This window comes from Streptomyces ipomoeae 91-03, from assembly GCF_000317595.1.
GTDB lineage: Bacteria > Actinomycetota > Actinomycetes > Streptomycetales > Streptomycetaceae > Streptomyces > Streptomyces ipomoeae.
This window is the reverse complement of the sequence record NZ_AEJC01000574.1, coordinates 1-13,217: the sequence shown is the minus strand read 5'-3', so window position 1 is coordinate 13,217 and position 13,217 is coordinate 1. Positions and strand designations below refer to the sequence as shown.

At 68.7% G+C, this 13,217-nt stretch carries 9 protein-coding genes; 2 read left to right on the top strand and 7 right to left on the bottom strand.

The features are described from left to right. Positions 1–48: 48 nt before the first annotated feature. Positions 49–2,898, bottom strand: coding sequence for a preprotein translocase subunit SecA (secA, locus tag STRIP9103_RS37365; RefSeq protein WP_009333491.1), 2,850 nt, complete (start codon positions 2,896–2,898; stop codon positions 49–51). 288 nt (positions 2,899–3,186) lie between these two features. Here secA and STRIP9103_RS37360 point away from each other — a divergent pair, with 288 nt between their 5' ends. Together STRIP9103_RS37360 and STRIP9103_RS37355 are read left to right on the top strand one after the other, a co-directional pair. Continuing rightward, entirely contained in the window at positions 3,187–3,765 is a 579-nt protein-coding gene (locus STRIP9103_RS37360; protein ID WP_009333502.1) for a GNAT family N-acetyltransferase, read from the top strand. A 108-nt stretch (positions 3,766–3,873) separates the two neighbouring features. Then, on the top strand, positions 3,874–5,037 hold the full coding sequence (locus STRIP9103_RS37355) for a winged helix-turn-helix domain-containing protein (RefSeq protein ID WP_009333500.1): 1,164 nt from the start codon (positions 3,874–3,876) through the stop codon (positions 5,035–5,037). Between the two features lie 67 nt (positions 5,038–5,104). Here STRIP9103_RS37355 and STRIP9103_RS37350 read toward each other — a convergent pair whose 3' ends face one another. From STRIP9103_RS37350 to mtrA, 6 genes are all read right to left on the bottom strand, one after another. Then, on the bottom strand, positions 5,105–5,854 hold the full coding sequence (locus STRIP9103_RS37350; RefSeq protein ID WP_009333495.1) for a response regulator: 750 nt from the start codon (positions 5,852–5,854) through the stop codon (positions 5,105–5,107). 207 nt (positions 5,855–6,061) lie between these two features. After that, the gene (gene hpf, locus STRIP9103_RS37345; protein ID WP_234022401.1) at positions 6,062–6,754 is read right to left on the bottom strand and encodes a ribosome hibernation-promoting factor, HPF/YfiA family; all 693 of its coding nucleotides are present in this window, start codon (positions 6,752–6,754) and stop codon (positions 6,062–6,064) included. A 327-nt stretch (positions 6,755–7,081) separates the two neighbouring features. Then, a complete protein-coding gene (locus STRIP9103_RS52330; protein ID WP_048821675.1) occupies positions 7,082–7,906 on the bottom strand; it encodes a ComF family protein in 825 nt (274 codons plus the stop codon). A 226-nt stretch (positions 7,907–8,132) separates the two neighbouring features. Then, on the bottom strand, positions 8,133–9,968 hold the full coding sequence (locus STRIP9103_RS37335; RefSeq protein ID WP_078614181.1) for an LpqB family beta-propeller domain-containing protein: 1,836 nt from the start codon (positions 9,966–9,968) through the stop codon (positions 8,133–8,135). Then, on the bottom strand, positions 9,958–12,033 hold the full coding sequence (gene mtrB, locus STRIP9103_RS37330; protein ID WP_048821674.1) for an MtrAB system histidine kinase MtrB: 2,076 nt from the start codon (positions 12,031–12,033) through the stop codon (positions 9,958–9,960). Before mtrB ends, STRIP9103_RS37335 begins: the two co-directional genes overlap by 11 nt. Position 12,034: 1 nt before the next feature. Next, complete coding sequence (mtrA, locus tag STRIP9103_RS37325; protein WP_189786864.1) at positions 12,035–12,724, bottom strand: two-component system response regulator MtrA; 690 nt, start codon at positions 12,722–12,724, stop codon at positions 12,035–12,037. Positions 12,725–13,217 lie beyond the last annotated feature (493 nt).

Here is a 13,217-nt window from a genome sequence, read left to right as displayed (position 1 = left end):
CCTCCAAAGCCGAACTACCGCGCTACGTCGCTCCTCGCGGAGCCGCCGTCACTTCTTGCGGCGGCGGCCACCCGCACGGCCCTGCTGCTTACGGCGCTCCGCGCGCGTGAGGCCATCGGCCTCGGAGCGGACGGGCTCGTCGTCGGGCAGGTCGCCCTCGACGATGCCGCCCTCGCCGTCGACCGTCGGCGCGGAGAAGTGCAGCCGGTCGCGGCGCTGCGGGGCCTCCAGGCCCTTCGCCCGGATCTCCGGACGGGAGGCACCCGCCTGGGCCGGCACCGCGTCGCCCTTCTCCAGGGACGGCTTCTCGTCCTCGACGGGGACCTCCTCGACCTGCTGCTCGACCTGGACCTCCAGGTTGAACAGATAGCCGACGGACTCCTCCTTGATGCCCTCCATCATGGCCTGGAACATGTCGAAGCCCTCGCGCTGGTACTCCACCAGCGGGTCCTTCTGGGCCATCGCGCGCAGGCCGATGCCCTCCTGGAGGTAGTCCATCTCGTAGAGGTGCTCGCGCCACTTGCGGTCGAGGACCGACAGCACGACCCGGCGCTCCAGCTCACGCATGATCTCGGAGCCGAGCTGCGCCTCGCGCGCCTCGTACTGCTCATGGATGTCGTCCTTGATGGACTCGGCGATGAACTCGGCGGTCAGCCCGGCGCGGTCCCCGGCCGCCTCCTCCAGCTCCTCGACGGTGACCTTCACCGGGTAGAGCTGCTTGAACGCCCCCCACAGCCGGTCGAGGTCCCACTCCTCGGCGAAGCCCTCGGCGGTCTCGGCCTGGATGTAGGCGTCGATGGTGTCGTTCATGAAGTGCTGGATCTGCTCGTGCAGGTCCTCGCCCTCCAGAACACGGCGCCGCTCGCCGTAGATGACCTCGCGCTGCCGGTTGAGGACCTCGTCGTACTTGAGGACGTTCTTACGGGTCTCGAAGTTCTGCTGCTCGACCTGCGACTGGGCGGAGGCGATCGCGCGGGTGACCATCTTGTTCTCGATCGGCACGTCGTCCGGCACATTCGCCATGGACATCACGCGCTCGACCATCTGGGCCTTGAACAGGCGCATCAGGTCGTCACCGAGAGAGAGGTAGAAGCGGGACTCGCCGGGGTCGCCCTGACGGCCGGAACGGCCGCGCAGCTGGTTGTCGATACGACGCGACTCGTGCCGCTCGGTGCCCAGGACGTACAGGCCGCCGAGCGCCTCGACCTCCTCCTTCTCGGCCTTCACCGCCTCCTCGGCCTTGGCGAGCGCCTCGGGCAGGGCGGCGGCCCACTCCTCGATGTGCTCCTCGGGGTCGAGGCCGCGCTGGCGCAGCTCCGCCTCGGCGAGATCCTCGGGGTTGCCGCCGAGCTTGATGTCCGTACCACGACCGGCCATGTTCGTGGCGACGGTGACGGCGCCCTTGCGGCCGGCCTGGGCGACGATGATCGCCTCACGGTCGTGCTGCTTGGCGTTGAGCACCTCGTGCTGGACGCCCCGCTTGGAGAGCTGCTGCGAGAGGTACTCGGACTTCTCGACCGACGTCGTACCGACGAGGATCGGCTGGCCCTTCTCGTGCTTCTCGACGATGTCGTCGACGACCGCCTCGAACTTGGCGACCTCGGTGCGGTAGATCAGGTCCGACTGGTCCTTGCGGATCATCGGCTTGTTCGTGGGGATCGGGACCACACCGAGCTTGTAGATCTGGTGGAACTCGGCGGCCTCGGTCATCGCCGTACCGGTCATGCCGGACAGGCCCGGGATCTCCTTGCCGTTGTGGTCGTGGCGCTTGTAGAGGCGGAAGAAGTTCTGCAGGGTGATCGTGGCGAGCGTCTGGTTCTCGTCCTTGATCGGCACCTCTTCCTTCGCCTCGATCGCCTGGTGCATGCCTTCGTTGTAGCGGCGGCCGGCGAGGATACGGCCGGTGTGCTCGTCGACGATCATGACTTCGCCGTCCATGACGACGTAGTCCTTGTCCTTCTTGAAGAGCTCCTTGGCCTTGATGGCGTTGTTCAGATAACCGACGAGCGGGGTGTTCACCGACTCGTACAGGTTGTCGATGCCCAGCCAGTCCTCGACCTTGGTGACACCGGACTCGTGGATGGCGACCGTGCGCTTCTTCTCGTCGACCTCGTAGTCGCCGGTCTCCTCGATGCCCTTGAGGGGGTTGCCGGGCTCGCCCCGCTTCAGGCGCTTGACCAGCTTGGCGAAGTCGCCGTACCACTTGGTGGCCTGGTCGGCCGGGCCGGAGATGATCAGCGGCGTACGGGCCTCGTCGACCAGGATGGAGTCGACCTCGTCGACGATCGCGAAGTTGTGGCCGCGCTGGACGAGCTCGTCCTTGGACCACGCCATGTTGTCGCGCAGGTAGTCGAAGCCGAACTCGTTGTTCGTGCCGTACGTGATGTCGCACGCGTACTGCTCGCGGCGCTGGGCCGGCGTCATGTTGGCGAGGATGCAGCCGACGCTCAGGCCCAGGAACTTGTGGACGCGGCCCATCATCTCGGAGTCGCGCTCGGCCAGGTAGTCGTTGACCGTGATCAGGTGGACGCCCTCGCCGGACAGCGCGTTCAGATACGCGGGCAGCGTGCCGACCAGGGTCTTGCCCTCACCGGTCTTCATCTCGGCGACATAGCCGAGGTGGAGGGCGGCCCCACCCATGATCTGCACGTCGTAGTGACGCTGGCCGAGGGCGCGCTTGGCGGCCTCACGCACGGTGGCGAACGCCTCGGGGAGCAGGTCGTCCAGGCTCTCACCGTCGGCGTACCGCTGCTTGTACTCGTCGGTGAGGGCCCGCAGCTCGGCGTCGGAGAGGTCGATGAAGTCCTCTTCGATGGAGTTGACCTGGTCCGCGATGCGGTGCAGCTTGCGCAGGATCTTGCCTTCGCCTGCACGCATGATCTTCGAGAGGACGGACACGGGGGTTTGTCTCCTTGCCGGTCGGGCCTGGGACGGTCGGTTTCAATGACAGTTGGCAGTTTTCAATCACAGCTTGAGCAACGGCCATCGTAAGCGAGGACCCCGCCGCACCGGGAGGTCTGTCGATGACAGCCACTAGGACAACGGGCGGGCGTCACCGATGGTGCCGCGTTCCGCCCATGAAATGCACGAAATGTGACCGCCCCGTCGGCCTCGCGTCCCATGCCTCTCCACAGGACAGCCGCAAATGGGATGGCGCCCTCCTGCCCCGCCGCGCAGAATCGCCCGATGGAACCCGTCACCCTGACCACCGAGCGCCTGCTGCTGCGCACCGTGGAACCGCGCGACACCGACAGCGTGTACGCGGCCGCACAGGACCCGGACATCCAGCGCTGGACCACGATCCCCTCGCCGTATCTGCGCGAGCACGCGGTGGGCTTCGTCGAACAGGCGGTCCCCGAGGGCTGGGCCAACGCCTCCATGTTCACCTTCGGCGTCTTCCTCCCCTCCGGGGAGCTGACGGGGATGCTCGGCATCACCATGCGGTCCCTCGGCACCGGTGAGATCGGTTTCTGGGCCGTCAAGGAGCACCGCCGCAACGGCTACATCGCCGAGGCCACCCTCGCCGCCGCCCACTGGGCCTTCACCACCCTCGCCCTCGACCGCCTCGAATGGCGAGCCGAAGTAGGCAACACCGCCTCCCGCGCGGTAGCCGAGAACACCGGCTTCACCCTGGAAGGCACCCTCCGAGCAGCCCTCAACAACAACGGAACCCGCCGCGACTGCTGGATAGCCTCCCTGCTCCCCTCAGACCTGGGCCTACCCTCCACGGCCCCCTACTTGCCGTCCCCGACACCACTCACGTAGCCACAGCCATCCATCCCTGCGAGCCGGCCACCCGACACCACACGCAGTCCCTCCCCCGTTCCCCCAGCTCAGCCCACCCTGTCAGTCCCCTCCCCTACCCTGCGAACCATGACACCCCTGCCGCGCCCCACCACAGAACTCACCGCAGACGAGGCCCGCCGAATCGCCCTACGGGCGCAAGGCTTCCTCGGCGCCCCCGACCGCAGGTCCGGCGTCCGCGGCGTGCTCCGCCACCTCGGCGCGGTCCAACTCGACACCATCTCGGTCCTGGCCCGATCCCACGAACTCATCCCGTACGCCCGCCTGGGCGCCATAGGCCGCACCACGGTCGACAAGGCGTACTGGACCGACGCACACGCCTTCGAATACTGGTCCCACGCCGCCTGCATCCTCCCCATCGAGGAATGGCCCCACTTCGCCTTCCGCCGCCGCGCCTACCGCTCCCGCCCCCACTGGAACCACCCACTCCCGGACGGCGCCTACGACCGCGTCATCAAACAACTCCGCGCCGAGGGCCCCCTCACGGCCACGGAGTTGGGCGGAGCCAAACGCACCAGCGAATGGTGGGACTGGTCCGGCGAGAAGGTCGCCGTCGAACGCGCACTGATGTACGGCGAGGTGGTCTGCGTGGAGCGCCGCGGCTGGAAACGGGTGTACGACCTGGCCGAGCGCGCAGTCCCGGACGCGCTGCTCCACGACGAGTTGGACGACAGGGAGTGCCTGCGCCGCCTGGTCCGCCAGGCCGGCGAGGCCCTGGGCGTCGGCACGCGCGCGGACATCGCCGACTACCACCGCCTCAAGGCGGAACAGTTCGACGCGGTGGTCGCCGACTCCGGCCTGGTCCCGGTAACGGTGGCGGGCTGGGGCAAACCGGCCTGGGCCGACCCGGCGGCCCTGGAGACCACCCCACGCGGCCGCCACCGTACGACGCTCCTCTCCCCGTTCGACTCCCTGGTCTGGGAACGGGCCCGCACGGAACGCATCTTCGGCTTCACCCACCGCCTGGAGGCCTACGTCCCCAAACAGAAGCGCGTCCACGGCTACTTCGCGATGCCGGTCCTGTCCGGCGGCCACCTGGTCGGCCGTGTCGACCCGGCCCGTGACGGCCGCACCCTGGTCGCCAAACAGGTCACCCTGAACGGCCCCAAGTCGATCCCGGCGGTGGCCCAGGCCCTGATAGAGGCGGCAACCTGGGTGAACTGCACAGACGTACGGGTGGAACGAGTGGACGCCCCAGAACTGCGCGAGCCCTTGGTGCGCGCCCTGATGTGACCTGACCCCGCCCGGACCCAGCGAATCCGAACCTATCCAGACCTAACGAATCCGGCCCCACCCAGACCTAGCGAATCTCGAGGATCTTCTCCCGCATCGCGTACACCACGGCCTCCATCCTGGAGTGCAGCTGAAGCTTCTCCAGGATGTTGCGCACGTGGTTCTTCACGGTGTTCTCGGAGATGAACAGTTCCTTGGCGATGTCCCGGTTGTTCATGCCGGTCGCCACGAGCTTGAGGACTTCGAGTTCCCGGTCCGTCAGCCGCGGCGCGGGCACCAGCCGCCGCTCGTCGGTCCGCTGGATCATGGACTTGAACTCGGTGAGCAGTTTCGACGCCATGGAGGGGCTGATCTGCGACTGCCCGTCGGCGACGGCACGAATGGCCGTGGCGACCTCGTCCGTGGAGATCTCCTTGAGGAGATAACCGGTCGCCCCCGCCTTGATCGCGTCGTAGAGGTCGGCCTCCTCGTCGCTGATCGTCAGCATGATGATCTTCGCGCTGGGGGCCACCTCCTTGATGGAGATGCACGCCTCGATCCCGCCGCGCTTGGGCATCCGTACGTCCATCAACACGATGTCGGGCAGCAGATCGGCGGCCTTGTCGACCGCCTCCGCCCCGTCCCCTGCCTCCCCGACGACCTGGATGTCCTCCTCGGCGGCGAGCACGATCTCCAGGCCGCGGCGGAAGAGCGCGTGGTCGTCCACAACGAGAACCCGGATGGGCTCCTTGCGTGGGGAGCCCGCGGCGTGGCCCATGCCGACGGAGCCCTCGTCGGCATCCGCGTCACGCATCGGTCCGAAGCTGCTGTCCGCCATGGTTCCTCCCCCTGAAGGCCGTGGCCTGTGTTTCTGTGCCATCGCCAACCCAAGGCAACGGCCCGCCGGTTGGGGCCGGTTCAGCCATGATTTCATGCCCGGCCGACAGCGCGGTGACAGAGCGGGCCACCGGGGGTCGCACACCGGTGCCCCTGGGGGCGCACGAACGCTCCAGGGGCACCGGCACAGCTGTCACCCGGCGCGTGGTCAGCCGCCGAGCGCGCCGCCCGCGTCGTCCGCATGGGCCTGCGCGACCATCGGGTCGGTGCGGAGGTGGATGACGCCGTAGTCGTAGGCGTGCCGCCGGTAGACGACGCTCGGTTCCTTGGTCTCGGAGTCGACGAACAGATAGAAGTCGTGCCCGACCAGTTCCATCTCGTAGAGCGCCTGGTCGAGGGTCATCGGGGAGGCGACGTGGGTCTTCTCACGGACGATAAGAGGGCCTTCGCCCGTCACTTCCAGCGAGCCGATCCTCTTGGTGGGTACGTCGCCCTGCTTCTCCTCGTCGACGACATACCCATTGCCGTTGAGGGTCGCCACGCCCGGGACGTGGTCGGCTACCTCGGCGGCCGTGAGCCTGCGCGCGCCTCGGCGCGTGTAACGCTTGTCGTGCTGCTTGCGCAGCCGGGCTTCGAGCTTGTCCGCCGCCAGGTCGAGCGCCGCGTAAGGATCGCTTGCCGCTGCCTCCGCCCGGATCACGGGCCCCCGGGAGTGGAGCGTGATCTCCACCCGGTCACTGCGGTCGGCCTGTCGGGGGTTGGGCTCCTTGGACACCTCGACGTCGAGGCTGATCACCTTGCCATCGAGCTTCTGGATCTTCTCCAGCTTCAGCTTCTCGGCCACGTGCTTGCGGAACCGCTCGGGCACCTCGGTCTTGCGGCCCTTGACGACGATGTCCACGCAGAACTCCGTTCCCGGATCGCTCCGCTCCACTGGCGGAGCATCTCCCTTGTGCACCAGGTTCCGGTTGTTCCCGGAACCGCGGACTCGGTGACTCCACCTCCTCCTCCCCCGTGGACAAGATCTCCACCCCACCAAAGCGGGTGATTACAGAAAACCCGCAGTACGGCATTCGGATATACGGTGAACGGCTGGTGCCATTCCTCACAACCGAACATATCTCGCCCAGAGGGATGTCGTCACCCTCTACCGAGACGTACCTCCATTCAGGTGAAAGACCCTCTCACTACCTGCAACGTTGGAAGTCAACTGGGAGTTCCGGTTCATTTAGAAAGAGTCCGGAGGCGCCGCGATCACAGCCGCGCAGATCCCGCCACGACCGTCATCCGGACCACCGCTTCCGGTCACCGCACACGCCCGGGTCGCCCCCTCTGCCGCTCCCCCCGCGCCGACCTGCCCCGACGCCCCACCCACGCCCCGAACAACCGTCCGCGCAGCCCGTGCGGCCTCGGCCAACGAGGCCCCGGTGGTCATCAGGTCATCCACCAGCACAACACGCCCGCCCCCCAGCGACAACGGGGCAGCCCCACCAACCACCTCCAAGGCACCCGCGAGATTCACCAGCCGCTGCCGGGAGCCCAACCCCGCCTGATCCACTACCACCCGCCGCTGCCGCAACACCCCCGCCACCCGAGCCGACACCCCGGCCCGCCGCAACACCCGGGCGGCGACAAGCGCAATCCGACGGGTCGGATCATGACCACGGGCTCGGACGGCATGGGGGGCGGAGGGTACGGGGACGAGCAGTACGGGCTCTTCGGGGCCCCCACCCCCACCCCTCCCCACCCCAGCCCACCCCTCGCCCAGCCCCGCCCACACAGCCCCCGCCAACGCCGCACCGAGCGGTTCCGCCAGCGCCAACGCCCCCCGCTCCTTGTGCGCGAGCAGCGTGGCCCGCACCGCGCCCCCATACCGAGCCGCCGCATACACCACAGGCAACCCGAACGGCTCAGGCACCGGCCGCACCCGCCCCGGAGCAGCCCCACTCAATGCGGCACGGCATTCCTCACAAAGGACCTCACGAGCCCTTCCACACCCCCCGCACTCCCCCGGCAACACCAGCCCCGCAAGCTCCCGCCACCACCCCCGCATATCCACCACTGTGTCAAGGCGGACACACTCTCGCCACAGCTGTGGAAAACCCTGTGGAAAACCCGGCGACTCACACCACGCCGATCACCCATACGAACGACGACCGCACCCCGCACCGGGCCACGACCCGCCCCCACCCCGGTCAGACCGGCAAAAGCCCTCCCCTGAAGCCCGGGCCCCACGCACCACAGCCCGCGGCCCGCACCTCCCCTGGGGATAAGCAACCTCACCCCGGGTAAACCGGCGCCGTCCCCTCCTTGACCACCTTCTGCCACTGTGCGCCGGGGGAGAGGCGGACGATGCCGTCGGCGGAGTGGGCGACGAGCGGCTGGCTTTCGTCCTCGGAGGCGGCGATTTCCTCCACGCCGGTGAGGGCGGAGGGGGCCGGGCCGGTGAGCGTGGAGCCATCGACCTGGACGTATCGCATCTGCTGGACGCCCCCGGACTCGCGGCCGACCACGACGAGTCGGCTGTCGCCGGCCCACGACATGGCCGACACGTCCTCCAGATCAGGCGTCACGGAACGGAGTTCCACAATGGAGACGGTGGTGCCGTCGGCGTCGGCATCCCGTTCGATCCGCCCGATGTACAGCGCCCGCTCACCGTCGTTCTCCACGATCAGCGCGACCCGCACCCCGTCGGCGGCCACCCGCACCGTCTCGACCCGCCCGTCGAGCCCGGGCGTCCTGACCTCCAGCGGCTCACCCATGCCGTCCGCCAGCACCAGCAGCCGGGGGTTCTTCGGGTCCCGGTCGGCCACCCACAGGTCGCCCCGCCCGTCCCAACTGGGGGTCGTCAGCCGGTCCTTCGCGGTGGCACCCTCGCTGCGCAGCACCGGATCCCCGATCGCACTGCCGGCCGTCAGCGGCGCCACAAACAGTTCGTGCCCGTCGAGCGACACCCCGGCCGCCCGGTCCTCGTCGCGCGACACGGCGGCCGACCGCAGCTGCGTCTCGCCCTCGCCGAACGCCCCGGGCACCAGCGACGGCGTGGGCGCCGTGTCCCGCTCGGGCATCCGTACGAGCTTGTGGTCGCCGTCGATGAAGTACTCGTACTCGGCGCTCTTGCCGGGCCCGTGCGAGGCGATGATGTCGGCCTGGCCCTCACTGAGCAGGCACAGCTGCGCCCCGGTCGACCCCTGCAGCTCGACCTCGTCAACACCCGTGGGCATGTAGTCCTGGAGCGTGAAGAGGAGCTGGGCGGCCATCTCCTCGCACCGGCTCTCGGAGACGCGGTCGGCCTTCTTGTTGAGCGGTACGACCAGTTTGTTCTGGTCGTCGGGAGTCAGCGCCTTGGTGCCCTTCTTCAGCGCCGTACCTGTGGGGAACCTCGTCCGCGCGACTGGGTTCAGCCAGCGGGTGGGGCCCTTCAGCAGGTCTCGGACCACCTGGGTCACCGGGTCCACCTGACTGCGCACATAGACCGGGTCGGCCACCGTCCCCTGCTCACCGGACTGCGCTGCGGAGGTGAAGTAGTACTTGTTGATCGACTTGTAGTTGCGCTGGAAGTCCGACCGGCCGAGCACCACGCCCTGCGGCAACTCGTCGATGCGCCACTGCTTGGTGTCCTTCACCTTCGTGAGGTGCACGGTCTCCCGGTACTCCCCGCTGACGGGCGTGTACGCATGCTGCCCGTCCACCCGCGCGACCTTGTCGCCGGACAGCTCGTACCGGTACTCGGTGCCGTCCGACCGGCCCCCGGTGACCTGGGTGAACGCCGTGGGTCCCTCGGCGAGCACCATGGTCGACGCGCTCGGATCCCACTGCTTCAGCGCGTCGCCCGTCAGATACGTGCGCGCCGTCTCATAGTTCGGATCGTCACTGGTCAGGGCCTCCAGGAAGCCCTGCACGATCTCCTGCGGCTGGGCGTCCTCCCCGGGCGGCAGCGCGAAGACCCGTACCTGTGTGTCCTGCCGCGGCGTCGACTCGACGTCTCGCATGTCCCCGCTGTCCGGCATCGAGGCACACCCCGCCAGCAGTACGGCCCCGAGGCCGACCCACCCGATCCGCACAGTCGCCCGCTCAGGACGCCGACGGCCGCCTTCCGCGCGGTCAGCGTCCACGGAATGCCTCCCCCTGCTCGTGCTGCTGCTCCGCGCCGCCCTCGGACGACCGCTCCTCGGGCTGTCCCGCCCCGTCATCGCCATCGTTCGCTCGCGCGGGAGGCGCCGCCGCGGGCCGGGACACCACACGTGCGCCGCTGCCGGGCAGTGCCGTCGGGTCGGCCGTGGGCACCTGTCCGGCGCCCGGGCGTGGCCCTATGGCCGCCCTCGCGGCCCCACGCTCACCGGCCTGAACGGGCACGGTGGCGAGCTTGCCGCTGCCGCCGAGCGGCAGACCGGCGTCATCAAGTCCACGATTTCGCCGGGAGTCCTTCGGTTCCAGCGGTATCGGGGACCCTCGCAAGGGCTCGTCCGCCGTTCTCGGCAGCGTGAGCCGGAACTGCGAACCGCCTCCCGGCTCGCCCCACGCCTGCAACCAGCCCCCGTGCAGCCGCGCGTCCTCCAGCGCGATCGACAGCCCCAGCCCCGTACCACCGGTGGTACGCGCGCGTGCCGGGTCGGCCCGCCAGAAGCGGCTGAACACACGGGTCGCCTCGCCCGGCTTGAGCCCTACGCCGTAGTCGCGCACCGCGACCGCGACCGCGCCCCCGGCCGCCGCCAGCTTGACCACGACGTCCTTGCCCTCGCCGTGCTCCACGGCGTTGACGACGAGGTTGCGCAGCACCCGCTCCACGCGCCGGGCGTCGGCCTCGGCCACGACGGGCTGCTGGTCGCCCACGACACGTATCTGCGTGCCCTTGCCCTCGGCAAGCGGCTCGGCCCCGCTGACGACCTTCCGTACGACCTCGCGCAGGTCGATCGGCTCTGCCTCCAGGGCCGCCGCGCCCGCGTCGAACCGGCTGATCTCCAGCAGATCCGCGAGCAGCGACTCGAACCGGTCCAGCTGATCGGCGAGCAGTTCGGCCGACCGCGCGGTCACCGGGTCGAAGTCCACGCGCGCGTCATGGATGACGTCCGCCGCCATCCGTACGGTCGTCAGCGGCGTACGCAGCTCGTGCGACACGTCGGAGACGAACCGCCGCTGCATCCGCGACAGGTCCTCCAGCTGGCTGATCTTCTGCTGGAGGTTCTGCGCCATCTTGTTGAAGGCCTCGCCGAGGCGTGCGATGTCGTCCTCTCCGGTGACCTTCATCCGTTCCTGAAGGCGCCCGGCGGACAGCCGCTCGGCGATGCCCGCCGCCATCCGTACAGGCGTGACGACCTGCCGCACCACGAGCCAGGCGATGGCGCCGAGGAGTACGACGACGAACAGCCCGGCCGTCGCCAGCGTCCCCTTGACCAGGCTGAGGGACTTCTCCTCCTGGGTGAGCGGGAAGAGGTAGTACAGCTGGTACGGGTCGCTGTGGGGGTCGCTGACCTGCTTGCCGATGATCAGGCCGGGCTGGGACTCCTGGCCGTTGTCGTAGTAGATCCGTGTGTAGCTCTGGACGGGGCCGGTGCCCTCGTCGACCCGCTCGCGCAGCTCCACGGGCACGCTGAGGTCCCACTTCACACCGCCGGAGGCGCGTGGTCCGAGGCCCCCGGTGTCGCCGTCGGCGGAGGCGGGGCTGAGCGTGACGACGTCGAACGCGCCCTGGCCGCCGCTGGAGAGGGACGCCACGAGGTTGGTCATCCATTCGACGACGCTCTGCACATTGTCGCCGTTCAGTTCCGCGCCCTCGTTGCCGCCGCCCGCGCTCGCCGCGCTGTCGGCCCGCTGCTCGGCGACCGTGAACCCGCCCGTGGCCTGGCTCTGCGAGGCCTTCACCTTGGCGTCCAGCAGCCCGTTGCGCACCTGGCCGATGACGACGAAGCCCAGCAGCAGTACGACGCTGAGCGACATCAGCAGAGTGGTGACGACGATCCTGAGCTGAATGTTGCGCCGCCACAGCCGCATCACGGGCAGCAGCGGACGGCGCACCCAGCGCATGAACAGCCTCAGAACCGGGCTGCCCTGGACTCCGCCGTGCAGCAGCCCGCCCTCGAGGAAACGCCCCCAGCGGGAGCCCGGCGACTTCCGGCCGACAGGCCGCTCCGCGCCGGACCCCGGTCGGCCGGGCGCCGCAGCGGCACTGTCCCCCGACATGTCAGCTGGGCCCTGCCTTGTATCCGACGCCACGGACAGTTACCACGATCTCCGGCCGCTCCGGGTCCTTCTCGACCTTGGACCGCAGCCGCTGCACATGGACGTTCACCAGGCGGGTGTCCGCCGCGTGGCGATACCCCCAGACCTGCTCCAGCAGGACCTCACGGGTGAACACCTGCCAGGGCTTCCGCGCCAGTGCCACCAGCAGGTCGAACTCCAGCGGCGTCAGCGCGATCGACTGCCCGTCCCGCTTCACGGAGTGCCCGGCCACGTCGATGACCAGGTCGCCTATGGCGAGCTGCTCCGGCGCCGGCTCCTCCGACCTCCTGAGGCGCGCCCGGATCCGGGCCACCAGTTCCTTCGGCTTGAACGGCTTGACGATGTAGTCATCCGCTCCGGACTCCAGGCCGACCACCACGTCCACGGTGTCGCTCTTCGCCGTGAGCATCACGATCGGCACCCCGGACTCCGCTCTGATCAGGCGGCACACCTCAATTCCGTCCCGTCCCGGCAGCATCAGATCGAGCAGCACCAGATCGGGTTTGGCCTCACGGAACGCGGCCAGCGCCTTGTCGCCGTCGGCTACGAAAGACGGCTCAAAACCTTCACCACGCAGCACAATGCCGAGCATCTCGGCCAGTGCGGTGTCGTCGTCGACGACAAGGACTCGTCCCTTCATGAATGCCATCATCCCATTCTCATAACGGAACCGAAGCCAGTGGTGAGGCAGGTCACGGACCCGTGACGTTAGCCGTTGACGATCGCCGCTGTCTGCCGGTGTCCGTGGTTGTTGATGTCAGTAACGGATGTCAGGTCCGCCGAGCCTGCCCACGTGAGCGTCTTCCAGGACTTTGGCCGGGAGCTGCTTTGGGGCGAGTGATCATGGCCCCGTAAGCTTCCGGCGAGTCGGGCAGTCTGTTGACCTGCCCGTTAAAGCACGACGTTGGGGCCATGATCTTAGAGGCTCGCCCCAAAGTGGCTGGCTAAAGTCCTGGAAGACGATCACCCCAGCCACCCACGATCCCGCCCCCCACTGCCCGCTGGTTCGGCAGAGCTCCCAGCCGTCGCGCACCTGCTTTTGGATCAAAGCGTCTGTTGGATCCGTGGCGGATCATGCGTGCGGACCATGAGGCCGTGCCGTGTGCCCAGGTCGGGCCTGGCGGCTGTGGGGTAAGGGCGGGGAA

Coding starts and splice junctions, on each gene's coding strand:
- STRIP9103_RS37360 (WP_009333502.1), top strand. CDS start 3,187: ATGGAACCCGTCACCCTGACCACCGAGCGCCTGCTGCTGCGCACCGTG.
- STRIP9103_RS37355 (WP_009333500.1), top strand. CDS start 3,874: ATGACACCCCTGCCGCGCCCCACCACAGAACTCACCGCAGACGAGGCC.
- STRIP9103_RS37350 (WP_009333495.1), bottom strand. CDS start 5,854: ATGGCGGACAGCAGCTTCGGACCGATGCGTGACGCGGATGCCGACGAG.
- STRIP9103_RS52330 (WP_048821675.1), bottom strand. CDS start 7,906: ATGCGGGGGTGGTGGCGGGAGCTTGCGGGGCTGGTGTTGCCGGGGGAG.
- mtrB (WP_048821674.1), bottom strand. CDS start 12,033: ATGTCGGGGGACAGTGCCGCTGCGGCGCCCGGCCGACCGGGGTCCGGC.
- mtrA (WP_189786864.1), bottom strand. CDS start 12,724: ATGATGGCATTCATGAAGGGACGAGTCCTTGTCGTCGACGACGACACC.